The organism is Photorhabdus australis DSM 17609 (assembly GCF_000711895.1).
Taxonomy (GTDB): Bacteria; Pseudomonadota; Gammaproteobacteria; order Enterobacterales; family Enterobacteriaceae; genus Photorhabdus; species Photorhabdus australis.
Map to the genome: position 1 here is coordinate 83,109 of NZ_JONO01000004.1, position 25,403 is coordinate 108,511.

Annotated in this window: 24 protein-coding genes and 2 pseudogenes; 20 read left to right on the forward strand and 6 right to left on the reverse strand. The window is 43.1% G+C overall.

Annotation, left to right across the window (positions count from 1 at the left end; genetic code table 11):
- Nucleotides 1-34 precede the first annotated feature (34 nt).
- Nucleotides 35-1,378, reverse strand: coding sequence for an NADP-specific glutamate dehydrogenase (gene gdhA / locus BO26_RS01315; RefSeq protein ID WP_036768237.1), 1,344 nt, complete (start codon nt 1,376-1,378; stop codon nt 35-37).
- A 258-nt stretch (nt 1,379-1,636) separates the two neighbouring features.
- On the reverse strand, nt 1,637-2,068 hold the full coding sequence (uspA, locus tag BO26_RS01320; RefSeq protein ID WP_012776299.1) for a universal stress protein UspA: 432 nt from the start codon (nt 2,066-2,068) through the stop codon (nt 1,637-1,639).
- 407 nt (nt 2,069-2,475) lie between these two features.
- Here uspA and BO26_RS21440 point away from each other — a divergent pair, with 407 nt between their 5' ends.
- Together BO26_RS21440 and BO26_RS23375 are read left to right on the forward strand one after the other, a co-directional pair.
- Nucleotides 2,476-2,766, forward strand: a complete 291-nt coding sequence (locus BO26_RS21440; RefSeq protein ID WP_051690831.1) for a hypothetical protein — start codon at nt 2,476-2,478, stop codon at nt 2,764-2,766.
- 229 nt (nt 2,767-2,995) lie between these two features.
- A complete protein-coding gene (locus BO26_RS23375; protein ID WP_072023197.1) occupies nt 2,996-3,286 on the forward strand; it encodes a hypothetical protein in 291 nt (96 codons plus the stop codon).
- 66 nt (nt 3,287-3,352) lie between these two features.
- Here BO26_RS23375 and BO26_RS24570 read toward each other — a convergent pair.
- Nucleotides 3,353-3,469, reverse strand: a pseudogene (locus BO26_RS24570) (type VI secretion system tube protein Hcp); the annotation flags it as partial.
- Between the two features lie 613 nt (nt 3,470-4,082).
- Here BO26_RS24570 and uspB point away from each other — a divergent pair.
- The gene (gene uspB / locus BO26_RS01330; protein WP_036768238.1) at nt 4,083-4,418 is read left to right on the forward strand and encodes a universal stress protein UspB; all 336 of its coding nucleotides are present in this window, start codon (nt 4,083-4,085) and stop codon (nt 4,416-4,418) included.
- A 61-nt stretch (nt 4,419-4,479) separates the two neighbouring features.
- Here uspB and pitA read toward each other — a convergent pair whose 3' ends face one another.
- Nucleotides 4,480-5,970 (reverse strand): inorganic phosphate transporter PitA, encoded by a 1,491-nt coding sequence (gene pitA, locus BO26_RS01335; RefSeq protein WP_036768239.1) that lies wholly within the window; start codon nt 5,968-5,970, stop codon nt 4,480-4,482.
- Between the two features lie 300 nt (nt 5,971-6,270).
- Between pitA and BO26_RS01340 the strand changes: the two genes are divergently transcribed.
- The gene (locus tag BO26_RS01340) at nt 6,271-7,455 is read left to right on the forward strand and encodes a BaiN/RdsA family NAD(P)/FAD-dependent oxidoreductase (protein WP_036768240.1); all 1,185 of its coding nucleotides are present in this window, start codon (nt 6,271-6,273) and stop codon (nt 7,453-7,455) included.
- 247 nt (nt 7,456-7,702) lie between these two features.
- On the opposite strand, the gene greB is transcribed toward BO26_RS01340, so the two are convergent.
- Nucleotides 7,703-8,176 (reverse strand): transcription elongation factor GreB, encoded by a 474-nt coding sequence (gene greB, locus BO26_RS01345; protein WP_036768241.1) that lies wholly within the window; start codon nt 8,174-8,176, stop codon nt 7,703-7,705.
- Nucleotides 8,177-8,641: 465 nt separating this feature from the next.
- Between greB and BO26_RS01350 the strand changes: the two genes are divergently transcribed.
- From BO26_RS01350 to BO26_RS01415, 15 genes and pseudogenes are all read left to right on the forward strand, one after another.
- Nucleotides 8,642-9,358, forward strand: coding sequence for a hypothetical protein (locus BO26_RS01350; RefSeq protein WP_036768242.1), 717 nt, complete (start codon nt 8,642-8,644; stop codon nt 9,356-9,358).
- A gap of 46 nt (nt 9,359-9,404) precedes the next feature.
- Entirely contained in the window at nt 9,405-10,586 is a 1,182-nt protein-coding gene (locus BO26_RS01355) for a cysteine desulfurase family protein (protein WP_036768243.1), read from the forward strand.
- A gap of 22 nt (nt 10,587-10,608) precedes the next feature.
- Nucleotides 10,609-11,802: an MFS transporter gene (locus tag BO26_RS01360; protein WP_036768244.1), complete on the forward strand. Its 1,194-nt coding sequence runs from the start codon at nt 10,609-10,611 to the stop codon at nt 11,800-11,802.
- Nucleotides 11,803-12,067: 265 nt separating this feature from the next.
- A pseudogene (locus BO26_RS01365) lies at nt 12,068-12,301 on the forward strand (helix-turn-helix domain-containing protein); the annotation flags it as partial.
- A gap of 849 nt (nt 12,302-13,150) precedes the next feature.
- Nucleotides 13,151-13,312: a GreA/GreB family elongation factor gene (locus BO26_RS24575; protein WP_081861816.1), complete on the forward strand. Its 162-nt coding sequence runs from the start codon at nt 13,151-13,153 to the stop codon at nt 13,310-13,312.
- A gap of 135 nt (nt 13,313-13,447) precedes the next feature.
- Complete coding sequence (gene ompR / locus BO26_RS01370) at nt 13,448-14,167, forward strand: osmolarity response regulator transcription factor OmpR (protein WP_036768245.1); 720 nt, start codon at nt 13,448-13,450, stop codon at nt 14,165-14,167.
- A complete protein-coding gene (gene envZ / locus BO26_RS01375; RefSeq protein WP_036768246.1) occupies nt 14,164-15,495 on the forward strand; it encodes a two-component system sensor histidine kinase EnvZ in 1,332 nt (443 codons plus the stop codon). Before ompR ends, envZ begins: the two co-directional genes overlap by 4 nt.
- A gap of 182 nt (nt 15,496-15,677) precedes the next feature.
- Nucleotides 15,678-16,718 carry a phosphate ABC transporter substrate-binding protein PstS gene (gene pstS / locus BO26_RS01380; RefSeq protein ID WP_036768247.1) on the forward strand — a complete coding sequence of 347 codons (1,041 nt, stop codon included), beginning with the start codon at nt 15,678-15,680 and terminating at the stop codon, nt 16,716-16,718.
- Nucleotides 16,719-16,816: 98 nt separating this feature from the next.
- Entirely contained in the window at nt 16,817-17,773 is a 957-nt protein-coding gene (gene pstC / locus BO26_RS01385; RefSeq protein WP_036768248.1) for a phosphate ABC transporter permease PstC, read from the forward strand.
- Nucleotide 17,774: 1 nt separating this feature from the next.
- Nucleotides 17,775-18,659, forward strand: coding sequence for a phosphate ABC transporter permease PstA (gene pstA, locus BO26_RS01390; protein WP_036768250.1), 885 nt, complete (start codon nt 17,775-17,777; stop codon nt 18,657-18,659).
- Nucleotides 18,660-18,685: 26 nt separating this feature from the next.
- Nucleotides 18,686-19,462, forward strand: coding sequence for a phosphate ABC transporter ATP-binding protein PstB (pstB, locus tag BO26_RS01395; RefSeq protein ID WP_036768251.1), 777 nt, complete (start codon nt 18,686-18,688; stop codon nt 19,460-19,462).
- Between the two features lie 14 nt (nt 19,463-19,476).
- Nucleotides 19,477-20,196 carry a phosphate signaling complex protein PhoU gene (gene phoU / locus BO26_RS01400; protein ID WP_036768253.1) on the forward strand — a complete coding sequence of 240 codons (720 nt, stop codon included), beginning with the start codon at nt 19,477-19,479 and terminating at the stop codon, nt 20,194-20,196.
- Between the two features lie 279 nt (nt 20,197-20,475).
- Nucleotides 20,476-21,312 (forward strand): ABC transporter substrate-binding protein, encoded by an 837-nt coding sequence (locus BO26_RS01405; protein ID WP_036768254.1) that lies wholly within the window; start codon nt 20,476-20,478, stop codon nt 21,310-21,312.
- A gap of 69 nt (nt 21,313-21,381) precedes the next feature.
- Nucleotides 21,382-22,119 (forward strand): amino acid ABC transporter permease, encoded by a 738-nt coding sequence (locus tag BO26_RS01410; RefSeq protein ID WP_036768256.1) that lies wholly within the window; start codon nt 21,382-21,384, stop codon nt 22,117-22,119.
- 1 nt (nt 22,120) lies between these two features.
- Complete coding sequence (locus BO26_RS01415) at nt 22,121-22,864, forward strand: amino acid ABC transporter permease (RefSeq protein ID WP_036768257.1); 744 nt, start codon at nt 22,121-22,123, stop codon at nt 22,862-22,864.
- A gap of 264 nt (nt 22,865-23,128) precedes the next feature.
- Here the strand turns inward: BO26_RS01415 and BO26_RS01420 are convergent, their stop codons facing one another.
- Entirely contained in the window at nt 23,129-24,592 is a 1,464-nt protein-coding gene (locus BO26_RS01420) for a glycosyltransferase family 39 protein (RefSeq protein WP_036768258.1), read from the reverse strand.
- Nucleotides 24,593-24,774: 182 nt separating this feature from the next.
- Between BO26_RS01420 and yihI the strand changes: the two genes are divergently transcribed.
- Nucleotides 24,775-25,287: a Der GTPase-activating protein YihI gene (gene yihI, locus BO26_RS01425; protein WP_036768259.1), complete on the forward strand. Its 513-nt coding sequence runs from the start codon at nt 24,775-24,777 to the stop codon at nt 25,285-25,287.
- Nucleotides 25,288-25,403: the final 116 nt, after the last annotated feature.

Consider the following 25,403-nt stretch of genomic DNA (forward strand, 5'->3'; position numbering starts at 1 on the left):
AAGTCAGCCGCATATTGCGGCTGATACCTTTAATTCACAAAATGCCCTGGGCAAGCATGGCATCAGCAACTTTGACAAATCCAGCAATATTTGCCCCCTGAACATAATTGGTCTGTTCACCCTCGCCACCATACTTAACACAAGCGTGATGAATATCCAGCATGATGTGATGCAAACGTGCATCCACTTTCTCAGCCTTCCAGCCTAAACGTGCCGCATTTTGCGCCATTTCCAGGCCAGATGTTGCCACACCTCCCGCGTTAGCTGCTTTACCCGGTGCAAATAACACTCCCGCGTCAATAAAGGCTTCAGTTGCGGAAATAGTTGCAGGCATATTTGCCCCTTCAGCGACAGCTTTAACACCATTCTTGATAAGAACTTTGGCCGCATCCAGATCCAACTCATTCTGAGTAGCACACGGCAAAGCGATATCCACTGGTACAGACCAAGGTTGCAATCCCTGTAAGAAAGTCAGTCCCCGCTCTTTGGCATATTCTTCCACACGGCCATAGTGCTGGTTTTTAATCTCTTCAAGGTGAGCCAGTTTCTCCAGCGTAAATCCTTCCTCATCAACCACTGTGCCACCAGAATCAGAAGCAGTAACCACTTTCGCACCCAATGCCATGCATTTTTCAATCGTATATTGCGCAACATTACCTGCACCGGAAACTGACACACGCATACCTTCAAAGCCCATACCATGGCGTTTTAACATAGCATTGGTGAAATAAACCAGACCATAACCCGTTGCTTCTGGGCGAATCAAACTACCACCAAAAGAGAGTCCCTTGCCAGTGAAGACGCAAGCCGTATTATTAGAGAGCTTTTTCATCATCCCTGACATAAAAGCCACTTCACGGCCACCCACACCAATATCACCTGCGGGAACATCGGTATCTGGTCCCAGATGGCGGTACAATTCTGTCATTAACGCCTGACAAAAACGCATCACTTCGCCCTGACTTTTTCCTTTAGGATCAAAATCTGAACCACCTTTACCTCCACCCATTGGTAAGGTTGTTAGTGCATTTTTCAAAGTTTGTTCAAAACCAAGGAATTTCAGAATAGAGAGGTTTACCGATGGATGAAAACGCATACCGCCTTTATATGGGCCAATGGCTGAGTTGAACTGTACCCGCCATGCACGATTTACCTGAACCTTGCCCTGATCATCGACCCAACAAACCCGGAACTGAATAACCCTTTCCGGCTCTACCATACGCTCCAGTAAACTTTGTTCACGATATTTTGGGTTTTGTTCAAGAAACGGCCACAGTGAGGTGAAAACTTCTCGGACAGCCTGGAGATATTCGGGTTGATACTCATCCCTGCGTTGAATTGATCCAAGAAATGAAGACAAAGATAGTAAACAGCTCATTTAACTCTTCCTTTTTTACTTCGGTTGTGATGTCTCCCCACAATCTTCTGATAATTATTTTTGTCGAAAATGTGAGGTAAGTTGTGTTTGCTCTTTGAATATATCACTGTTCTATATTCACCTTTCAAGAAGTTTTTTTACAGAATGGTAAAAAAAATTTCTTGATTGCATCAGGAACAAACCCGAAAACACCTCATTCCACCAAAAAAAACGCCTGCATAAGCAGGCATTTTAATCGAATAGTTTTTCAATTTGTGGTTATTCATCATCACGCAGAGGAACGATCAGCATATCAACATGAACGGTGTTGATTAACTGACGAGCAGAAGACATCAGTTTGCTCCAGAAATCCTGATGATGACCACAAACAACCAGATCTATGTCATATTTTTTAATTGCATCAACCAATACCTGTCCCAGATCACCGCTACCACTCAAAGTTTCCTGAATACCATAATCTGACTCTGCGGAAAGATCTTTCAACGCATTGCGGGTCTCATCAGTAATACGCTGCTGCATGTCACCGAGATTAACGTCAATCAAACCGGTGTAGAGATCGGAATAGTTAACATCAACATGGATCAGGGAAACTTTGGCATTGTACGGTTTTGCCACGGAGACAGCTTTTTGCAACAACACCTGACTTTCCGGGGATAAATCAACCGCAACAAGAATATGTTTATAAGCCATAAGCGAACTCCTTCCATAATGCTAGTTAATGAGTTGGCAGGGCAAATCGCCACTATGCTATGTTTATTACTAGAACATTCACCAAACAACATATACCACAATTACCATTCCTGCCACTTGATGGAGAACAAAATCAGACTCTGGTTTTATGGTCTTTCTTGTTCACCCTATGTCTTTCCATTTTCAAATAGCATTTCTTACGTGAAATCCTAATAATCTGAGGTATTGATTGATACAACCCGCAAACAGAAACAAAGCATCTTCGCAAAGTTTATCCACTAACAACATACATTTATTGTAATCCTTAAACCACCTTCTTTGAAGGTAATGCTGTCCGGTTAAGACATCTTGAACAACTCTGTATCTTTGAAATAATTCAGAGAATCGCCTTTTCTCTGGATTATTTTATGTTCCAACAGGATATTGAACTTATCATTGAGACACTGGGCTCTCTGTTTTCCGACGCGAAATTGATCCTTTATAGTATTGAACATGCTCTGAGTTCCACTTCTACAGCCAGTATCCGTCAGCGACGTCTGCTAGCACAACAGGCTGTATGGACAGAAAAACTCGTTGGACATCTAAAGTATTCACCAGGAGGTAAAGTTCCCGAGCCTGGAATTTACCACTGCACAGTCTATAGAAAAGAAATTACAAGCAATAAAGGAGCTCTGTTCTCTCCCCAAAATCACCACTAACATAGCTCAAGAGTGGCAATTGATTGTCAGAACCGATACTAATGGCGATCGAAATTAAATAATCGCTTTAATGAAATATGGGGTCATTTTCAGATAATTCCGGCTTGTCAGATTTGGATTGCAGATCACTATAATCTGGAAATAGATTTGTTCAATTTGTTTATTTTATTAATGTAGATAACGATACATGACAATATTTTAAAGAAGAGGATTATGATGGATGTTTTAGATGAATTCTACGGAAGAAATTCGTGGGCAAGAGGATACTTTGATAATACTAAGACCTACATATGTTTTCATAAAAAAGCTTTTAATATCAGATAATATCTATTATCATCTTTATGCTATAATATTACCATTATCTCTATCTGCTTTTCATCTTTATGTTTTTCATTTTGATTTTATCCCTTTGCTAAATATAGACACAACAAATGATGATTTTTTACATTATGCTTCATTTGTTCTTGCATATTCATGTTGTATCCCATATATCATTGCTCGTCGTAAACACAATACATGAATTATAAATAAGATAATTATCTAAGCATAACTAAGAATATTTAGTTATGCTCGGTCGTTAAATATGTTAATAGTTCCTATCATCCCAAATACTATAAGCACTGATTCCTGCAATATGATGGGGCCACGTGATACTCTTGTATCGTAAAGATAGAGTTTCCTGTGGCTCAGAACCTGTATGCGTTTATTATGTGGATGAGCAACCCGCCGAAATAACCCCTTGCTTACGACCTTTTAAAGTTAAATAAATTAAGTTTGCCATTTACATTCCTATTTAGTGTTTTATCAATCTTCATAACACCTGAATTTGACTATTTTTCATTCTAAAAAATTAAATTCCAGATTAGCAGCAGATTCATGACATTGGTACTTCCCCTCTACCATATTAACTCAGTCATAAATTCATTTACCTACAATGAGTTAGACATAGAAATCAGTGGCACAGGTTTATCTGATACACAAAAAAGCCTTATTTCCCACTACATTGAACTACTCAGTGGTTACAACAACTCAGATAATGGAATCTATGATTAATTCCATTATATAAGCCGTACTTATTATCAAAATATCATCACATTAAGGGATTAACGCTTCTGACTATTACCATCTGGTATCGGCAACAATCACCACAACTTGACCGTCATTTTATGGATTTGCCCAAATTTAAGCCACAAGAAAGGGTTTTTTTGTACTATCTGACTATCTTTCCTACAATAAATATAAGGGTGCCGTCGCCTACAATTTTAATTTTTTCCTTATTTGTGACAGCTCTGGCTAACCATTCTCAGGAGGGGATTATGTTCAGTACAATTGCGCTATTTTGGGCACTGTGTCTTGTCTGCATTATGAATATGATGCGCTACTTCTCTTCACTGCGGGTATTGCTGTCTATTCTTCGTCAGTCCGATCCCTTGCTTTACCAATCAGTAGACGGTAACGGCTTTTTTACTACTCATGGGCAGCTTAATAAGCAAATGCGGTTGGTGCGCTATATCAATTCACAACGTTACCTTGACCATCATGATCCGGAGGTGGTTCTTCGTTGTGAAAGACTGAGGAAGCAATTTATTCTGACAAGTGCTCTGAGTGGATTAGTTGTTGTTTGCCTGATTTCTATGTTGATTTGGTATTAAAACAAAAAAACAAAAGGCGGTATAGTTAACCCATACCGCCTTTCAATTATCCGTTGAACGATTAAATCAATTTTAAAGCGAACCAGTAGAGAGTACCGGACAGCGCGATTGAAACGGGTAATGTCAGTATCCAGGCCAACATGATGTTCTTGATTGTTTTACCCTGAACACCACCACCATCAACCAACATCGTCCCTGCTACCGCAGAAGACAGCACCTGTGTAGTAGAAACCGGCATCCCGGTATAACTCGCAACACCGATTGAAACAGCAGCAGTCATCTGAGCTGAAACCCCCTGCGCGTAGGTCATGCCTTTCTTACCAATCTTCTCACCGATAGTCACCGCAACACGTTTCCAGCCAACCAAAGTTCCCAAAGACAGTGCTAATGCTACCGCGATGATGATCCAGACCGGTGCATACTCAACAGTATGCAATAAGTCTTTCCGCAGTTTATTCAGGAAACGAGCTTCTTCAGCAGTGGTTTCCGGCAGTTTAGCCACAGATTCCGCAGTATCAGCAATACACATCAACATACGACGCATATTGTTACGCTGTTCAGAGTTCAGCTCCCTGTAACTCTGAATACCCTTCAATATGCTTTCTGTTTGATTAAGAACCACCACGGCACGGGTACTGTCGCAATGGAATTTCCCCTCCGGATCATTCTCAACAATGGCTACCGATGGCGTCAGTTCAATAGCATGAGATAACGCTGTACCATGCTGCTGATAATATTGCTGCAGGTGAGTAACCGCATCGTAAGTGCGAGCAATGTCATAACCATTAGCATTCATGTTTACGACAAATCCCGCCGGAGCGACACCGATCAGCACCAGCATAATCAAACCAATGCCTTTCTGACCATCATTCGCCCCATGTGAGAAGCTTACGCCTACCGCAGACAAAATTAGCGCAGTACGCGTCCAGAAAGGTGGCTTACGCTTACCATCTTTCTTTTCACGCTGAGCCGGCGTCAGATGAATACGCTTGCGCTTCTTGGTACCATTCCAGTAACGACGCAACAGAAACACTATTGCCCCGGCGATGATTAATCCAATTAAAGGAGAAAGGATCAGTGACAGGAAAATCTGTATCATCTTCGGTACATTCAACGCATCAACCACAGAAGAATTGGTCACAATGGCATTGGTCAAACCAATACCAATGATGGAACCAATCAAGGTATGAGAGCTGGATGCAGGTAAACCGAAATACCAGGTGCCAAGGTTCCAAACAATCGCAGCCAGCAACATGGAAAATACCATAGCAAGGCCATGAGCAGAACTGACATTGAGGAGAAGATCGGTAGGGAGTAAATGTACAATCGCGTAGGCGACACTTAATCCACCAAGAAGAACACCGAAAAAGTTAAATACCCCAGCCATGACGACAGCAAACTGTGCTCGCATAGCACGGGTATAAATAACTGTTGCTACCGCATTCGCGGTATCATGAAAGCCATTAATGGCTTCATAAAACAGCACAAACAGCAGTGCCAGTACTAACATTAGGCTGGTGTGAAAATCCAGGCCAGTAAAAAGATGTAGCATAAACGTTAAGCCAGTTAGTTGGACATGAACGCGGCGCATTATCAGTGACAAATGCTAGCGGGGGAAGTGAAATATGAACTTTTTTTGATTTCATGACAACCCGACAGCAATAAGGAATAACAACATCCCTTATATATCATATAGTTATGCATACTTTGAAAAATTGACAATCCTAAGACAAAAAATAAGTTTACTTGACAAATTCAGGTCATATAGAGCTTTTTCTCCGTAAATTTATCAAAAATGCAACATGTTAGGGGAAATTCCCCATTAAATTATTCAGTTATAAAGAGAAAAACAGTGGAAAGATTTGATGCAATTATTATTGGTGCCGGTGCGGCTGGTTTGTTTTGCGCGGCTCAGGCAGGGCAACTCGGCTTACGGGTGCTAGTTCTGGACAACGGCAAAAAGGCCGGACGTAAGATTTTGATGTCCGGTGGTGGGCGTTGTAACTTCACTAATATGTATACAGAACCATCGGCTTATCTTTCTGCTAATCCTCATTTCTGTAAGTCTGCACTGGCCCGCTATACACAATGGGATTTTATCGAACTGGTTCAGCGTCATGGTATTGCTTACCACGAAAAAACTTTGGGACAGCTTTTTTGTGATGATTCAGCCCAACAGATAGTTGATATGTTGCTAAAAGAGTGTGAAGCCAGTCAGGTCACTATCCGTCTGCGTAGCGAAGTCAGCCTCGTAGAAAAAAAAGAGCAGGATTTCGTTATCACCATTAATGGAAAAGAAGTAAGTACCCACTCGCTTGTCATTGCTTCCGGAGGATTATCTATGCCAGGTCTTGGCGCAACTCCCTTTGGTTATCAGATTGCAGAGCAGTTTGGTTTGAAAGTCTTACCAACCCGTGCCGCTCTCGTCCCTTTTACTTTGCATAAGCCACTACTAGAACAACTTCATACGCTTTCTGGTGTATCCGTTCCCGCTATTGTTACCGCAGAAAGTGGCACTCAGTTCAAAGAAAATATCCTGTTTACCCACCGGGGACTTTCTGGCCCAGCAATTTTACAAATTTCCAGTTATTGGCAGCCCGGAGAATTTGTGAGTATTAACTTACTTCCAAATATTGATTTGGAAAATTTTCTAGAACAAGAACGAAGTTCTCACCCAAATCAAAGCGTAAAAAATTCTCTGGCAAAATTATTACCGAAGCGATTGACGGAATGTCTGCAAACGCTCGGCCAGCTGCCGGATATCTCGCTTAAACAACTTAACTCAGCTCAGCAAAGGCAGTTAGTAACCAACCTTCAATCATGGCAAGTGCAACCCAACAGCACTGAAGGCTATCGCACCGCCGAAGTGACAATGGGCGGCATTGATACCCACCAGCTTTCATCTAAAACGATGGAGGCTAATCAAGTAAAAGGACTCTATTTTATTGGTGAAGTAGTAGACGTCACCGGTTGGCTTGGTGGCTACAATTTCCAATGGGCATGGAGTTCCGCCTGGGCATGTGCGCAGGCGTTGTGATAATCTCGATGCTCGTTTAATACAGGGACATCGTAGCTGTCTTTCACTTTAAACCGTGTGGAGCGATTCGTCCCATAGTTTATTTATTTTTACCATTTACTGCACTGCGTGAAATTTTGTGATTCTAGGAAAGTAGAACTGTTCTCATCCAGATACAAACCAAGAAAACAGATTTTGTCAGTTGAAGTCAGAGAACTCATACATTAAGAGGTCGATAATCTGTGTCATATTGAAATAGCCCGCCAGGCTATTTCACATATTCGATCTCATTCACGTACCACATGGCTTCTCCTGTTGGTGTATGAACGATTACGCTGTCTCCAACTTCTTTCTTTAGTAAAGCCCGAGCCATTGGAGAATCGATTGATATGTAGTCTTTACGACCAAAGATTTCATCGTATCCAACGATACGAAAACGTTTTAGCTCTCCTTGATCATTTTCTATCTCGACCCATGCACCAAAAAACACTTTCCCGTCTTGTTGAGGTGAGTAATCAACACATCTCAGTTCTTCCAGACCCTTGGTAAGGTATCTGACCCTGCGATCAATTTCCCGTAGCCTCTTCTTGTTGTATTGATAATCTGCGTTCTCACTTCTGTCACCGAGACTTGCCGCCCAGGTTACTTTTTTGGTGACTTCCGGGCGCTCTTCACGCCATAGGTAATCTAGTTCTTTCTTTAACTTATTGTAGCCTTCACGAGTTATAAGCTTAGTCTTCATTTTACTTTAACGTAGATACAGTAGTTAATTTGCTTTGATATATGATTTCACTGTTATACAGATCCAGCACAGGAGATAGTACAACTTTTTGCTCCCGACGCTGAATACGATAGTCACCCCTAGATATCTTGACGGCTCAAAATCTTAAACAAGATGGAGATCTACTTTTGATATAAAAGAGATACGTTAACTTTCAGTTTAAATAAGATGAAGATCTACTTTTGAATAAAAAAGAGACGTGAATCTTTACCCTTGCTTTTTTTCTGGGAAATATACCCTTGTCTGATATAAGAGATACTTATTTCATATAACAGGGGTTGCAAGAGAAAACGGTATTTAGCGAACTTTTAGTTATAAAGAACGCACTATTTTCCATGTGTTATACCAGCCACTCTGAACGTCCCCCGATCTAATAATTAACGGATCTTTACGGTTACTCGATCTATCATGGGGATATTAATAATAATGAATCAGCAAAACACTAATGTAAGCATACTGGCAGGGAATTCACGAGTTTATCTCGATAAGGATAATGAGATAGTTGTCGAGGCTCAGCTGAAAGCTTTTGAGGCTGCGTTGCTGTTCGCCAGGCAAAGCCAAGATAAATGTGGCCAATTGCCGAGAATATCCGTGGCGTTTGATCATCACGGGATATTCCGTCTCCAATTCCTGACAGAGAGCCTCACTAATTCTCAAAAGCGGAACCCCCGATTGAGTCATCTCCACGACGCGATCAGGAAGGTCTTCTTGCCCGTAGTTGAAAAATATCAGATCCCGCTCAGTGAAATACGCGTTATTCACGAAGATTCAGCCAGGCAGCACCTTGTCCATATCCTCGCTTCTGGGGAAATACCCGAAACTGTCACACGACGGATGGTGTCCAAAAATCTCGCTGATAGCAAGCCACCGACATCAGATGCTTCTTACGAAGCGCCGACGCAGAAACTCACCTGTGCGGCAATTACGAAGGAGTATTTCGAGAGAGCCGCAGGCGATCACAAAGGCCAGGACGCTATTCTGGAGGTGTTTTTTGAGGACTGCGCTTGGTCGAGAGCTTTGGCATATGTGCGTGGGCTCCAGCTCAGCCACATGCTTGGTGTTTCAACCGCCATTCGTCTTAATCTTGTTAATGAAGAGGGTGATGTAAGCAAAGGCGATATCATTACTGCCCAGCAGATATAGTCAGATAATAAAGAAAATAATTTCATCTTTGTTAAGGTAGAAAATTATGTATAACCTAGCCCGACCTATATATCTGGATAACAACGCTACAACGCCATTAGATCCCGATGTACTTCAATCTATGATGCCCTATTTTACCCATGCTTACGGAAATGCTGCTAGCAATAACCATGTATTTGGTTGGAAAGCGATGGAAGCGGTTGATGATGCAAGACAAGCGATATCAACATCAATAAATGCGATGAGTCATGCCGATATTATATTCACGTCTGGCGCGACCGAGTCGAATAATCTTGCAATCATGGGCCTTCAGCATCGGGGTAAAGAGGGGCATGTCATCACATCGACAATTGAGCATAAGGCCGTTCTTGATTGTTGCGGTAGGCTCGAATCAATGGGAACGGAGGTGACCTATTTACCGCCGCAAAGCGACGGTATCGTATCTCCAGACTCAATATCTCGTGCAATAAGAGATGATACCTATCTCGTCTCGATTATGGCGGCTAACAACGAGATTGGTTCAATACAAAAAATTGAAGAGATAGGCGCGATCTGTAAGGAGCATGATATTCCTCTTCATACAGACGCCACGCAAGCGCTTGGCAAAATAGAATTTGATGTACAGCGCATGAACATTAGCCTTGCTTCATTTTCTGCGCACAAAATATATGGGCCAAAGGGGATCGGTGCACTTTATATTAATTCACGCGATAAGAATATGAGCCTCACTCCGCTTATCGTTGGAGGGGGACATGAGCGAGGCTTACGCTCCGGGACCCTTAACGTCCCGGGGATCGTAGGCTTCGGGCGTGCCGTCGAACTGTCTGTTAAAAACTTAACCGCTGAGTCGATGAGGCTACGTTATTTACGGGATTTGCTTCGGTTGTATATTATCGAGAACGTGGCTGATGTTCGGATAAACGGTCATCTCACCGAGTGCCTTCCCGGTCTGTTAAATGTCTCCTTCAACGGTATAGATGCTGACTCGCTTTTACTGGAGCTTTCTGAGGTTGCGCTGTCTTCCGGGTCTGCATGTACATCTGCTAACAGAGCTCCGTCACATGTACTGAAGGCTATAGGGGTCAGTGATGCACTCGCTCAAGCCAGTGTGCGTTTCGGATTGGGCAGATTTAATAATGAGGAAGAGATAAGGTATGTTTGTCTCCGGCTGGAAAAAGCGGTGAGTAAACTGCGGTCCATGGCCCCAAAGTCATTCGTTACTCAATGATAATTAAGATGGAGTTTGAATAATGCGAACAATGTCGGCACTTTTTCTCCTGTTCGGAACCCTATTCACTGCGGGGGGATATGGTGCCACCTTTCTTATTTCCGCGTATTTTCGGTCACAAGGGGGGAGTGACATTGACGCCGGGACGACGCTTGGCGTGGCCTTGGTCGGCACCTTGATTGGTGTTCCTTTGGTCGGATGGTTTGCCGGGCGGTTGGAAGCGTCGCGACTTGCCGCCCTCGCGGCGTTGGCGATGTCTTGTGGTTATCTTCTTTTAGGCGGCTTCAACGGTGAGTTGAGTTACATCCCGCGAATTGCAGCGTTCTTGATTGGACTCGGTTGGGGAATGTTCTACATCAGTGGGCCCATGGCGTTGTCGGAGCGTGTTACCGATGCTGACAGGGGTCAATGGTTTACCCGTTTCAGTGCGTTTCAAATGGCTGGGATTTGCGGGAGTCCCATCCTCCTCGCCGCAGCGGTTGAGCAGGTAGGAATGCCCATCCGAACAACATTTCTCTTTGTTGGCATCGTTGGCATCCTTGCCGCATTACTTCTGGCGACTTTTGGGATCAGAGAACCAAATGGTCAACAGGAGTTATCACTGAGACCTTGGGTGAAAAAAATAACGAAGATTGCTGCAAGTAGTGCGATCCGTCCCATCATAATGGTAGGGCTGGGTGGCGGTGTATTCTCTGGAATGATGTCGTTCCAGAGTTCGCTCGTCGAAGGGACGCGTGCAAATGCAAGTGCATTCTTTGCTGTACATGCAGCGACTGTAGTTGTGTCGCGACTGTTGTTAGCCCGACGTTTATCGACAATGCCCCGTATTCCGTTAGTCATCGCGTTGATGTCATGCTTGATCATAGGCATTTTGGCCTTGCTAGGCATGCCGGTTCACCCTGTGTTCCAAATTGTGGCGGCCATGTTAACGGGGATAGGGTATGGATTGGTGTATCCCGTTATTCAAACATGGGCAGTAAACGACTCTGCCCTTGAGAATCGACATGCGGCCCTCACCTGGTTCGTTGTCGCCTACTTTGTGGGTATATTTGGATTTCCGGTAATAGGAGGGTGGATATTAGTTAGCTCGGGCAAAATTTTGTTTATTTTGGTTCTGGCCGCAATAGCCTCTCTTGAACTTGTGGTGGCGTTATTGGGAGGGCGGTGGTTTCGTCGTATTAAGGACGGGCTGACGGCACAGGGTGAAATACGTTAACAGTCATTCAAAGAGTCGACTTCCTTAACAGACATATACCCAATAGATTTCAAGATGCATCGCGACGGCCAAGGAGCGAATCCCCGGGAGCATAGATAACTATGTGACCGGGGTGAGTGAGTGCAGCCAACAAAGAAGCAACTTGAAAGATGACGGGTATATTGAGAATGTATTCGGCAGACGCTTAGCAAAAACCGCCGTAAACCCTTTCTCAGTGCGGGGGGATATAAGGCGAAAAGCCCAAAGGGCTTTATGAGCGCTGAATATGTTAAGAGCGACTAAAGTCCGCATCTACCCCACCCCCGAACAGGCCGAGTATCTTAATGGCCTGTTCAGTGCGGTCCGTTTTGCGTACAACAAAGCGCTGCACATTAAAAAGCAAGCTTACAAACATCACGGCGTGAGTTTAAATCCGCGCAAAGACCTCAAGCCGCTCCTGGCGATCGTGAAGAAATCCCACAAGCACGCCTGGCTCAAGGCATATGACGCTATCGCGTTACTGCTGAGGGCTACTGGTTCTTAACTCGTTATCCGTAACAAACACATCTTTTAATCGTTTGGTATCGTAATCTTTGGAGATAAAAGGGGGATACTTATGTCATTGCAATTATGTTGACTTTCCATTGATGGATAAAAATGACATGGTTAATAGTTAATTGGTTAACAATTAAAAATTTATATTGTTAATTTTCATTTTCTGATTTTTGCACCATTTTTTATATTTATGTATTTAAATTGTTTAGGGAAGAAATTTTTCTTTAAAAATCGTGAATTAATAAGTTCGTTCTATTAGCTATATCTGGGTGATTATAGTCATAACCATCCCTTTAGCGATGTTATTTCAGTGAGAAAGTCAGTCGTAATTCAGAATTTATCTTTATTAATATTGATGAGTTTATTCGGCAGCATGACAGCAAATGTGACATTCTATTCGCTATGGTGAAAGTGGATGTTAAAAACGGAAAGTGAGGGATCAATGAACTGTTCTTAGTTAGCACTGCTGGTAACAGAATTTACTTAAGAGTCTGAGCATTACGCTATTTGGCTCTGATATTTGTAACATACATCGTATAGTTTATAGCTCTGAGTATTACATAGTCTGGTATGCTATGGATCTTGCTGATCGTGAAAACAAATTATGAGATTTGACTGGATAGATAGTGTTCAATATTGTTTACTATGGTAAGTAAAGATTAAGCTAAATCGATCTATAGGTATTTTTCTTGTCCAAATGTTAGGATGGATGAAAGCTGTTGATCTAATTTTTTATTGGAAAGGAAAAAACTTGTTTTAGTGTGTAGGTCAGGTTAGAAGGTGATATTGAAGCAAAGAATGTTTTTCGTTTAGTCTGACCGATGAATTTGATCCAATTAATAAATGTATTTCTATTGATTCTCCGGTAGCCAGAGCATTGATGAGTAAACTGGTTGATGAAGAAATTACCGTAAAAATCCTATGTGAGGCAGTAGCTTATTGGCTTGTAGCTATTAATTGTAAACCACTGGATTAATCATTCAAGCTAATAACGTGTGAAAATGGGCCTTATAGATAATTGCCTTAAAATATATACTGGATCTCTATGCTTGGTTTAATCTTCTCCATAATGGTAAATTTGTAAAAGTATGTAGTATTTTGGAGCTTAATAATGCAAGAAGGCAATAAGATCCTTGTAGTGGATGATGACATGCGTTTGCGAACGTTATTAGAACGTTATCTGACGGAACAAGGTTTTCAGGTACGCAGTGCTGCTAATGCGGAGCAAATGGACCGCTTACTGACAAGGGAATCTATTAGTTTAATCGTGTTGGATTTAATGTTGCCCGGAGAGGATGGTCTTTCTGTTTGCCAAAGGCTGAGAAACCAAAATAATTCGGTGCCGATTATTATGGTGACAGCAAGAGGAGAAGAGGTAGACCGGATTGTTGGACTAGAAATTGGCGCTGATGACTATATTCCGAAACCATTTAATCCGCGTGAGTTATTGGCTCGTATTCGGGCGGTATTACGTCGTCAGGCGAATAAATTACTGGGTGTACCTACTGAAGATGATGCAATTATTAATTTTGGTAAGTTCAGCCTCAATCTGAGTACTCGAGAAATGTTTCAGGGAGATGAACATATACCGTTGACCAGTGGTGAATTCTCCGTACTAAAAGTGCTTGTTTCTTATCCCGGTGTGCCGATGTCCCGCAATAAGTTGATGAATCTGGCCCTTGGTCGGGAATATAGCACAATGAAGCGATCCATTGATGTTCTGATTTCACGTTTGCGTCGTGTGATTGAAGAAGATCCGGCACATCCCCGTTATATTCAGACCATCTGGGGCTTGGGCTATGTTTTTGTGCCTGACGGAAGCTGTGTATGAAACTATTGCGATTTTCCCCGCGTAGTACGTTTACCCGAACTTTATTTTTGATCGTGGCTATACTGTTTATCAGTCTGGTAAGTAGTTATTTGGTTGTTGTCAATTTCGTTATCATGCCAAGCTTGCAGCAGTTCAATAAAGTGTTAGCGTATGAAGTTCGCACCTTAATGGCTGAAAAGTTGAAGCTGGAGGATGGTTCTTTTCTGGTGATCTCCCCGATAGTACGCCGGGAGATTTATCAGGAGCTGGGTATTACGCTCTATTCTGAATCTGACGCAGAGATGCAAGGTTTGCGCTGGGCCAGGCATTATGATTTCTTGAGTGAGAAAATGAGCCAATACCTCGGTGGTGAAGCTGATTTACGCCTTGAGATAAGCAAAGATACCCCTATCCTTTGGCTAAATTCTTATCTTGCCCCTGATATTTGGGTTAGGGTTCCTCTGACGGAAATCGAACAAAATCAATTTTCTCCCATTTTCCGCTATATTCTGGCAATTTTATTACTGGCAGTAGGTTGTATCTGGCTTTATATCCGTTTTCAGAACCGACCTTTACTGGAAATGGAATATGCTGCCAGACAGACAGGTAAAGGCATTATGATGCCTGCGGTACGAGAAGCGGGTTCGCTGGAAGTGCGAGCTTCTATTCGTGCATTTAACCAGATGTCGGCAGGAATAAAGTTACTGGAAAGTGATCGTACAATATTAATGGCTGGGGTAAGTCATGATTTGCGTACTCCATTGACACGTATTCGGCTGGCAACAGAAATGATGAGCAAGGAAGACGCTTATCTATCCGAATCTATAAATAAAGATATTGAGGAGTGTAATGCTATTATTGAGCAATTTATTGATTACCTCCGTACTGGGCAGGAAATGCCAATGGAATTCTGCGAGCTTAATTCTATTCTCAAAGACGTTATTTCTGCAGAAAATGGCTATGAGCAAGATATTGAAAATAATTTGTCGCTCAATCCAATAACTGTGAATGCCAATCCGATTTCCATTAAACGAGCATTGGCGAATATGTTGGTTAATGCTAATCATTATGGCAATGGTTGGATTAAAGTCAGTAGTGGTCAGACAAATAAATTCGCCTGGTTTCAGGTAGAGGATAATGGTGCAGGAATTAAACAGGAGGATTTACCTCGATTATTTCAACCATTTGTTCGGGGCGAAAGAGCACGTAGTAACAGTGGGACAGGATTAGGTCTGGCTATTGTGCAACGGATTATCGATGCACATGAAGGGAAAATTGAAGTTGGCACGAGTCCCAGAGGGGGATTATCTATCCGTGCCTGTATTCCTGTTGTGGAAGATAATTTTTGATGATCTACGAATATGACAGTTTTATGTCAGTCTCAGACTGGGTGCCCATTTTACTGTCATAAAAATGTCATATTTAAGACATTTTGCTGTAACCAAACTGACCTATTTTCCTCCTGGTACTCTTTTTAATCTGACGAAATACATTCCTTATATTGATTCTCAATATCCCATTAGGAGGGATTATGAAACTGATGCGTACTACTGTAGTCAGCGTAATGGTAGCGACGTTTTCTTTGACAACTCTGTCTGTATTCGCGACCACCAGCTTGACGGGGGCAGGTGCGACATTCCCCGCCCCTGTGTATGCGAAGTGGGCAGATTCTTATCAAAAAGAGACAGGTAATAAAGTCAATTATCAAGGTATTGGTTCTTCCGGTGGCGTAAAACAAATCCTGGCAAATACCGTTGATTTCGGTGCTTCTGATGCGCCTTTGTCTGATGAAAAATTAGCTGCTGATGGTTTATTCCAGTTCCCAACTGTCATTGGTGGGGTAGTACTGGCAGTTAATATCCCAGGTATTAAATCCGGTGAGTTGACACTGGATGGTAAAACTTTAGGCGATATCTATTTAGGTAAAGTGAAAAAGTGGAATGACCCGGCAATTACTAAACTGAATCCGGGGGTTAAACTGCCGGAGCAGGATATTGCTGTAGTGCGTCGTGCTGATGGCTCCGGCACCTCTTTTGTATTTACTAATTATCTTTCTAAAGTGAATGAAGAATGGAAAGAGAAAGTTGGTGCGGGTTCCACAGTAAGCTGGCCTGTTGGTTTAGGAGGTAAAGGCAATGATGGGATTGCCGCCTTTGTTCAGCGTCTGACAGGTTCCATTGGTTTTGTTGAATATGCTTACGCTAAACAGAATCATTTGGCTTATACCAAACTGGTATCTGCTGATGGCAACGTTGTCAGCCCGACTAAAGTCAGTTTCAGCGCCGCGGCGAGAAAAGCAGCATGGCATAAAACGTTTGCTCAGGATCTGACAAACCAGTCAGGGGAACATGCCTGGCCAATTACTTCCACCACATTCATTCTGGTTCATAAGCAGCAGAAAGATCCGGCCAAGGGGGCTGAGGTGTTGAAATTCTTTGACTGGGCCTATGAGAATGGCAGTAAACAAGCCAATGATTTGGATTATGCAACTTTGCCAAAGGAAGTGGTTGAGCAAGTGCGTACTGCCTGGAAAACGCATGTGAAAGATAGTAGCGGCAAAGTACTGTACTAGGTTGTTCTGATAGTTACTGCATTAAATATCGATTAAATTTGTAGTTTTAATTTCTCCCCCTCGCGTTGGGGGAGTTAACCCGGATGAGAATAAGCTCTATGGCCGAGCAGAAAACGGCAATAAAAGCACCCAGTAAAAATGGCGATCTTATTTTCAGCGCCTTGGTTCGACTAGCGGCGCTGATTACTTTATTTTTGCTGGGAGGTATCATTATCTCACTGATTATTGCCTCCTGGCCCAGCATCCAGCAATTCGGCATCGCTTTCCTCTGGTGTAAAGAGTGGAATGCCCCAGCAGAGCAATTTGGTGCATTGGTGCCAATCTACGGTACATTGGTAACGTCATTGATTGCTCTGATTATCGCGGTACCGGTCAGTTTCGGAATCGCATTATTCCTGACGGAGCTGGCACCTAATTGGCTAAAACGTCCGCTTGGGGTAGCAATTGAGTTGTTGGCGGCCATTCCAAGTATTGTGTATGGCATGTGGGGGCTATTTGTTTTTGCACCTCTATTTGCTACTTATTTCCAGCAGCCGGTAGGTCATATCCTTGCTAGTATTCCTGTTGTGGGAGAACTCTTTTCCGGTCCTGCCTTTGGTATTGGTATTCTGGCGGCGGGTGTCATCCTTGCCATCATGATTATCCCTTATATCGCCTCTGTTATGCGTGATGTATTCGAACAGACGCCAGTAATGATGAAAGAATCTGCTTATGGTATCGGTTGTACCACCTGGGAGGTTATTTGGCACATTGTGTTGCCTTATACCCGAAATGGCGTGATTGGTGGTGTCATGCTGGGACTTGGTCGTGCGCTGGGGGAAACCATGGCGGTGACTTTTATCATCGGTAATACCTACCAGCTCGATAGTTTCTCACTGTTTATGCCGGGTAATAGTATTACTTCGGCATTGGCGAACGAATTTGCCGAAGCAGAATCTGGCTTGCATACCGCAGCGTTGATGGAACTTGGTCTGATTCTGTTTGTGATCACCTTTATTGTATTAGCGTTGTCAAAACTGATGATTATGCGTCTGGCAAAGGATGAGGGGCGTTGATATGGCAATAATGGATGGACAACAGCCTGTTAATGCCGATGCACGTAGCCGTAAACAGGCATGGCGTCGTCAGAAAAATCGCCTCGCTCTGTTGTTATCAATGGCAACTATGTTGTTTGGTTTGTTTTGGTTGATATGGATTCTATTTTCCACCGTCACCAAGGGCTTCGACGGGATGTCGATGGCATTGTTCACTGAAATGACACCGCCACCGAATACAGAAGGTGGTGGTTTAGCAAATGCCATTGTTGGTAGTGGATTACTGATCCTGTGGGCGACAATCATCGGTACCCCTTTGGGGATTATGGCGGGTATCTATTTGGCAGAATATGGCCGCCGTTCATGGTTGGCGGAGGTAATCCGCTTTATAAATGATATTTTGCTGTCGGCGCCTTCTATTGTCGTTGGCTTGTTTGTTTACACTGTCATTGTGATGAAAATGCAACATTTCGCTGGCTGGGCTGGGGTGATTGCGTTGGCGTTGTTACAGGTACCCATTGTTATCCGAACTACGGAAAACATGCTGAAACTGGTGCCTGACAGTCTGCGTGAAGCGGCCTATGCACTGGGAACACCTAAGTGGAAAATGATTTCAGCCATTACGCTGAAAGCATCGGTATCCGGCATTATCACAGGGGTGTTGCTGGCAATTGCTCGAATCGCTGGGGAAACTGCACCATTGTTGTTCACTTCTCTCTCCAATCAGTTTTGGAGCACCGATCTGAGTCAGCCAATAGCTAACCTACCAGTGACTATCTTTAAATTTGCCATGAGCCCATTTTCCGAATGGCAGCAGCTGGCGTGGGCAGGCGTATTATTGATAACCCTATGTGTATTAATGATTAATATTGTGGCGCGAGTGCTATTTGCCAGGAAAAAGCACTGACTGATATTTTCAACAGAGAGAAGTAAATGAGCAGAGTTAATGATATCGCTGGTAGCAAAATTCAGGTTCACAATCTGAACTTTTACTATGGAAAATTTCATGCGCTGAAAAATATTACGTTGAATATTGCAAAGAACAAAGTAACGGCTTTTATCGGTCCGTCTGGTTGCGGTAAGTCTACGCTGTTACGGACTTTCAACAAAATGTATGAATTGTATGGTGAACAGCGGGCGGAAGGTGAAATTTTGTTGGATGGCAATAATATCCTAACGGATAAACAGGATGTCGCGTTGCTGCGTGCCAAAGTTGGCATGGTATTTCAGAAACCAACACCTTTTCCGATGTCTATTTACGACAATATTGCTTTTGGTGTTCGTCTGTTTGAAAAGCTTTCAAGAGCAGAAATGGATGCACGTGTTCAGTGGGCTTTGACTAAAGCGGCATTGTGGAATGAAACCAAGGATAAGTTGTATCAGAGCGGATACAGTTTGTCTGGTGGTCAGCAGCAGCGTTTATGTATTGCTCGCGGAATTGCAATCCGCCCAGAAGTATTATTGCTTGATGAGCCTTGTTCAGCGCTTGATCCCATTTCTACGGGGCGTATTGAAGAATTAATTAGTGAACTTAAATCTGAATATACCGTGGTGATTGTGACTCATAATATGCAGCAAGCGGCACGTTGTTCAGACCATACCGCATTTATGTACTTAGGGGAGTTGATTGAATTCAGTGACACAGACACGTTGTTTACCACACCAAAAAAGAAACAAACTGAAGACTATATTACTGGTCGTTATGGTTGATTGCGGGGCGTAACATGGACAATCTGAATCTCAACAAACATATTTCGGGTCAGTTTAATGCTGAACTGGAGCATATCCGTACTGAACTGATGGCAATGGGTGGGCTGGTGGAGGAGCAACTTTGCAAAGCGATTACCGCTATGCATAATCAGGATGCAGCCCTGGCGCGCGAAGTGATTGAGGGCGACCATAGGGTCAATATGATGGAAGTTGCTATTGATGAAGCGTGTGTTCGTATCATTGCCAAGCGCCAGCCGACAGCAAGTGATTTGCGGTTGATTATGTCAATCTCGAAAACGATTGCTGAGTTGGAAAGAATTGGTGATGTGGCAAAAAAAATCTGTCAGACGGCACTTGAAAAGTTTTCACATCAGCATCAGCCGTTATTAGTCAGTCTAGAATCACTTGGCCGCCATACCATACAAATGTTGCATGATGTATTGGATGCTTTTGCTCGTATGGATCTGGAAGAAGCTATTCGTATTTATCACGAAGACAAGAAGGTGGATAAAGAGTATGAGGGTATTGTCCGCCAGTTAATGACTTATATGATGGAAGATTCCCGAACTATCCCAAGTGTACTGACAGCGCTGCTCTGTGCCCGTTCTATTGAACGAATTGGTGACCGTTGTCAGAACATTTGTGAATTCATTTTCTACTATGTTAAAGGACTGGATTTCCGGCATGTGGGGGGTGATGAGCTGGAAAGATTATTGACTAAAGAGAACAAGTAAGTGACTGACAATGCTGGTATTTTTCTTGCCAGCATTTTGGGTGCTATAATTCGTTATATACCTAATAGATTTCAAGATGGATCGCGACGGCAAGGGAGCGAATCCCCGGGAGCATAGATAACTATGTGACTGGGGTGGAGGAGTGCAGCCAACAAAGAGGCAACTTGAAAGATGACGAGTATAGTTATAAACATAGTTTTTTTTATTATTTCCTGCACTATATTGAAATTGATAGCTTGTGATGATTAATAAATGATTAATTACCATCAGGAGTGTTCAATGAAATCCCGCGTTCTTGTTACGGCATTGTTGGCCGGATTAGCACTGGTTACGGGTGTTGCGAAGGCAGATAAACTGGATGATATTAAAAAAGCCGGCACAGTGCGGATCGCTGTTTTCGACAGTAATCCACCGTTTGGTTTTATTGATCCACAAACTAAAAAACTGGCAGGTTATGATGTGGATATTGCCAACGCAATTGCTAATGATCTTGGTGTTAAATTGGAATTGCGTCCAACTAACCCAGCAAACCGTTTACCCCTGTTGGCATCAAAGAAAATTGACCTCATTGCGGCCAACTTTACGGTCACTGATGAACGTGCTAAACAGGTTGATTTTTCAATCCCTTATTTTGCCACCGGGCAAAAGTTTATTGCCCGTAAAGGTGTGCTGAAATCTCCGGAAGATATTAAAAACTTACGTATCGGTGCAGATAAAGGTACGGTACAAGAAATTACTCTGCGTGAGCATTATCCAACCGCAAAAGTGATCTCTTATGATGATACTCCTTTAGCATTTGCTGCACTGCGTAACGGCAATGTACAAGCCATCACTCAGGATGATGCTAAGCTGGTAGGTCTGCTGGCTAACGTACCGGCAGCACAAAAAGCTGAGTTTGAGATCTCTCCTTTCAGCATCACTCGTGAATATCAGGCGGTAGCTGCTGCGAAAGGGGAAGAGCGCCTGGTTGAGGCGGTGAACCAAACTTTGCTGCAGCTGGAAAAAGAGGGCGAAGCAGAGAAAATTTACAACCGCTGGTTTGGCTCGGATACCAAGTCGGCCCAGCCGCGCGGTGACTTTAAGTTTGCGCCTTTGGAGCAGCAAGCTAAGTTCTGATGAGTGACAAAGCCCCGCCTTTTTGTTGCAGGGCTTTTTGCCATAAGTAATGCCTGGTAATCGTAAGATATGTTTGAGTTATTTGTTACAGAGCACTTGCTTGCTCCCCAATATTTGGAATGGCTTTGGCAGGGCTTTCTAATTACATTGTGGATATCCTTTTGTACCGTTGTGGCTTCTACGCTATTGGGATTTTTATTGGCGGCTGCTCGTGACAGCCAATTAAAAATTCTCCGTTGGTCGGTAACGGCTTATACCACCTTATTCCGCAATACACCTCTGTTGGTGCAGCTATTCTTCTGGTATTTCGCATCCGGACAAATACTGTCGCAAGACGTGATGCTCTGGTTGAATACGCCGCATGAAATCAATCTGTTAGGTTTACCATTGTCATGGCCTTCATTCGAATTCCTGGCTGGATTTATTGGCCTGACTCTCTATTCAGCCCCATTTGTGGCGGAAGAACTGCGTGCCGGTATTCAGGGTATTGGGCGTGGGCAGAAATATGCCGCCCATGCATTGGGGCTAACCGGTTGGCAGGCGATGCGCTATGTAGTGTTGCCACAAGCGTTGAAGATAGCAATGCCTCCGTTACTGGGGCAGTACATGAATATTGTAAAAAACTCGTCACTGACCATGGCAATTGGTGTCGCTGAGTTGTCATATGCTTCCCGTCAGGTAGAAACCGAAACATTGAAAACGTTTGAAGCATTTGGTGTTGCGACGGTGCTATATATTGCCACCATTGCCATTATGGAAGGTTGGGGACAATGGCGTCAGCAACAAGCCATAGCGAGAGGGCATTAACATGGATTTTTCAGTCATTGCAGAAAATTGGCGTTATTTGCTGTTAGGAACATTCCCAGATGGCCCTCTTGAGGGAGCGGCGTTGACACTAGTGATTAGCCTGATGGCTGGTGCGATTTCAGTGGTATTGGGTACGATTGCAGGTGTTGCTCTGGCAATGCTGAAAGGCTTCTGGGTTAACCTGTTAGCCGCAGTATTGGGCTTTTTCCGTGCAATTCCCGTTATTATGCTGATTTTCTGGACTTACTTCCTGTTGCCGGTGGTGCTTGGCATGGAAATCCCTGAAATCACTACCGTGGTTTGTGCTTTGGCATTGATCACCTCTGCTTATCTGGCGCATGGAGTAAAAGCAGGAATTATTGCTATCGGGGCGGGGCAGTGGCAGGCAGGGTTATCCTTGGGTTTCAACCGTTGGCAGGTGCTTTGGCACATTATTTTGCCTCAGGCGTTACGTATGATGGTGCCTTCCTTTATTAATCAATGGATTGCTCTGATAAAAGATACTTCTCTGGCGTATATTGTTGGTGTGGCGGAATTATCATTCTTAGCAACGCAGGTGAATAACCGTAGTATGGTTTACCCGACAGAAGTCTTTTTATTTGTTGCGTTGATTTACTTTGTAATGTGCCTGACGTTGGAATTGGTAGCAAACTATTTTGTTCGCCGTTTCTCTCTGCAACGTCGAAAAATATCCCTTTTCCGTTTTTGGCGAAAAGAAAAATTAATTTTGGCGTCCCAATATTAATTTTTCTCTTTATTTAATTATCTAAGGCATAATCTCCCTATTTTAATGATATGGAGATTCTTAATATTAATTTATTTATCAGGGTTTAGGATTGTTGGAATAGAAATATTCATTTAAATCAGGAAATTTATGAGAATGAGAAAAAGGGTATTAAGATAACAGAATAAATAATATTTCCAGATAATAGGGTGTTTATGGATGCGCATTAAAAGCGCATAAGAAGTTGAAAGCCTGATTTAACAGGCTTTCAACGTGCAGGGGAATTTACTGATATTTTTCCGGTGACACAAAACCTACACAGACTGATGTTGGTTGAGTTTCAGGTTCAGTCTGAAAAAGAAATTCATCAGTGCTATTTATTCTTAGTTTTGGCCAGTCTTGTAAAACGCGATGAAAATCTTCTTGTTCACAGGTTTTACCCTTTGCACCTACCAGAATAGCGCCGTCACGTACAATATCGTTTTCTTTAACATGCCGGTTATAGATATTTGGTGCTTGTCCTTCTGGCGTCCAGGGTTGGATTGTTTCCGGCTGACTTGGCGCGTAGAAAGTTAGCCACTGATGTAAGTATTCGCCTCCGACATAATGGAGCGGTGTTGGATAGAGTTGATGCCAGCGCTGCTCCAGTTGCCAGGAAAAATCTTTAATACCTTCAAACTTATGACCAGCACCACGAATATTGGCAACCATAATCAGTACATATCCCAGCCAAATCAATATCGCTACGACAATCAGCCCTCTCAAAGTGTTGCGTAATGATTTTTGTGGAAAACGCGTAATAGAACCGACCAACAACGCTGATGAAACAGACATAAAGGGTTGTAACCATTCGGTCATTCTTCCGCCCTCATTGAATGAGAACCAGCAGTAAATAATCAGTAATGGTAACAGAATGGCGATGTTTGCCAGTCGGTTAGGTTGACTTTTTGGCCAGCTCATACGACCGCCGAGTGCGTAGATAACGGCACTAATAATAATCAGGGGATAAAATACGGATAATAACGAGCGGGTAGTATGCAGATTAAAACCGCTATTTATTTGTGAATCTACCCATTTGAAGGCGGCAAAATCATTGTTCCACAGCCACCAGACATTAGGCAGTACCAGCAGAAACCAGATAAGTAGTGCGATATAAAGAGCAGGCTGGCGATAGCATTGACGCACTTTGGGTACAAACAGGGTTAGCAGGAAAATCGAGCCAACCAGTGCCAATGTGGAATATTTCCCCATCGTTGCCAACCCGGAACTGAGGGCAAATGCCAGCCACCAGTGCGGATTGTCGTACACGGCTCGCAGAAAGAACAATATAGTCCACGGCCATAGCATAATTAGCAGATAATTATCGTTATAGGGGATAATATCGAAATTAATAATACCGGATAGATTTAATGTCAGCATGGCTAGCCATGCCAGCTCTTTTTTTCCGGTTAACTGAAATGCAAGATGCCATATGCCGATCAGGCCGATAGCGATAGCAATAAAGTGAATGAAGTACCAGTAAAAACTTAATGAAATACCACTTATATAAATCGCAGGTAGCATCATGGTGCCGACCAACCACGGATTTTTGGGTGAACCCCATTCTCCGTTTTTACCCCAGTTCAATGCTTCGACAGCATCATAAGGAACAGTTGGGTCGAATGAATAGCTCACTATAATCCATAACACAGCATAACTAGCTGCCCATAAATAAACGGGTTTATAGGAAGAGGAATCAAAAATAGGCATATCGATTTATCATTTATTAAAAGCCAGGGCTTATAGAATATTCTCTAATGGTTAAACCATGCATGAATGATAGAAGATTTTGACTAAAAGATAAGAGTTATTCGCAGTGCTTTTCTATACGTGCAGTTTCTGTTAGATTCCGGCGCAGCAATACCCTGATAAACCAAACCGAGTAACAGGCTATGAACCCGTTAAAGAAAAAAGCACCAGCCAGAACATCTGGTAGTAAACAGAAAAGAAAAAGTCGCGAAGAGCTGAACGCGGAAGGGCGTGCACGTAAGCGTCAAAAAAAGCATCGTGGCAATCCGGCTGGTAGTCGCCATCAGGAGAAAAGTAGCGATAAGCATCAGTCGAATAGGAAACAATCTGATCCTCGTCTTGGCAGTAAAGTGCCTGTTCCGCTGATTGTTGGAGAGCAACCGACGAAACCAATCGCGACTAAACCGAAGACCGAGACAAAACCGCGTATATCGCCGCAGGAAGAGCTGGCAATGCTGGAAAGCGATGATCGCCTGGATGCATTGTTGGAACGTCTGGAAAATGGTGAAAAGTTGTCTAAAGAAGAAAATGCCTATGTTGACACGACGTTGGATCGGATTGATGCCCTGATGGAAAAATTGGGGATTAAACTGGATGAGGAAGAGGGTGAAGAAGAGAAGCAGGATGACATCATGCAACTGCTGAAAGGCAAATAGTTCAATCTTCCATGATCAAAGGCGGATTAATCCTAATAACCATACTATTAGTATGTTATTTGCTATGGTTATTGGGTAGACTATGGCGATTGTCGCAATATAAAACCCGACTGCGC

Bases quoted from the DNA above. Each gene is read 5' to 3' on its own strand.
- BO26_RS01410 (WP_036768256.1), top strand. From the start codon at position 21,382: ATGTTTGAGTTATTTGTTACAGAGCACTTGCTTGCTCCCCAATATTTG.
- BO26_RS01355 (WP_036768243.1), top strand. From the start codon at position 9,405: ATGTATAACCTAGCCCGACCTATATATCTGGATAACAACGCTACAACG.
- BO26_RS21440 (WP_051690831.1), top strand. From the start codon at position 2,476: ATGTTCCAACAGGATATTGAACTTATCATTGAGACACTGGGCTCTCTG.
- phoU (WP_036768253.1), top strand. From the start codon at position 19,477: ATGGACAATCTGAATCTCAACAAACATATTTCGGGTCAGTTTAATGCT.
- uspA (WP_012776299.1), bottom strand. From the start codon at position 2,068: ATGGCTTATAAACATATTCTTGTTGCGGTTGATTTATCCCCGGAAAGT.
- BO26_RS01415 (WP_036768257.1), top strand. From the start codon at position 22,121: ATGGATTTTTCAGTCATTGCAGAAAATTGGCGTTATTTGCTGTTAGGA.
- BO26_RS01420 (WP_036768258.1), bottom strand. From the start codon at position 24,592: ATGCCTATTTTTGATTCCTCTTCCTATAAACCCGTTTATTTATGGGCA.
- envZ (WP_036768246.1), top strand. From the start codon at position 14,164: ATGAAACTATTGCGATTTTCCCCGCGTAGTACGTTTACCCGAACTTTA.
- BO26_RS01350 (WP_036768242.1), top strand. From the start codon at position 8,642: ATGAATCAGCAAAACACTAATGTAAGCATACTGGCAGGGAATTCACGA.
- greB (WP_036768241.1), bottom strand. From the start codon at position 8,176: ATGAAGACTAAGCTTATAACTCGTGAAGGCTACAATAAGTTAAAGAAA.
- pstB (WP_036768251.1), top strand. From the start codon at position 18,686: ATGAGCAGAGTTAATGATATCGCTGGTAGCAAAATTCAGGTTCACAAT.
- gdhA (WP_036768237.1), bottom strand. From the start codon at position 1,378: ATGAGCTGTTTACTATCTTTGTCTTCATTTCTTGGATCAATTCAACGC.
- BO26_RS01405 (WP_036768254.1), top strand. From the start codon at position 20,476: ATGAAATCCCGCGTTCTTGTTACGGCATTGTTGGCCGGATTAGCACTG.
- BO26_RS01360 (WP_036768244.1), top strand. From the start codon at position 10,609: ATGCGAACAATGTCGGCACTTTTTCTCCTGTTCGGAACCCTATTCACT.
- uspB (WP_036768238.1), top strand. From the start codon at position 4,083: ATGTTCAGTACAATTGCGCTATTTTGGGCACTGTGTCTTGTCTGCATT.
- BO26_RS23375 (WP_072023197.1), top strand. From the start codon at position 2,996: ATGAATTCTACGGAAGAAATTCGTGGGCAAGAGGATACTTTGATAATA.
- pitA (WP_036768239.1), bottom strand. From the start codon at position 5,970: ATGCTACATCTTTTTACTGGCCTGGATTTTCACACCAGCCTAATGTTA.
- ompR (WP_036768245.1), top strand. From the start codon at position 13,448: ATGCAAGAAGGCAATAAGATCCTTGTAGTGGATGATGACATGCGTTTG.
- pstA (WP_036768250.1), top strand. From the start codon at position 17,775: ATGGCAATAATGGATGGACAACAGCCTGTTAATGCCGATGCACGTAGC.
- pstS (WP_036768247.1), top strand. From the start codon at position 15,678: ATGAAACTGATGCGTACTACTGTAGTCAGCGTAATGGTAGCGACGTTT.
- yihI (WP_036768259.1), top strand. From the start codon at position 24,775: ATGAACCCGTTAAAGAAAAAAGCACCAGCCAGAACATCTGGTAGTAAA.
- pstC (WP_036768248.1), top strand. From the start codon at position 16,817: ATGGCCGAGCAGAAAACGGCAATAAAAGCACCCAGTAAAAATGGCGAT.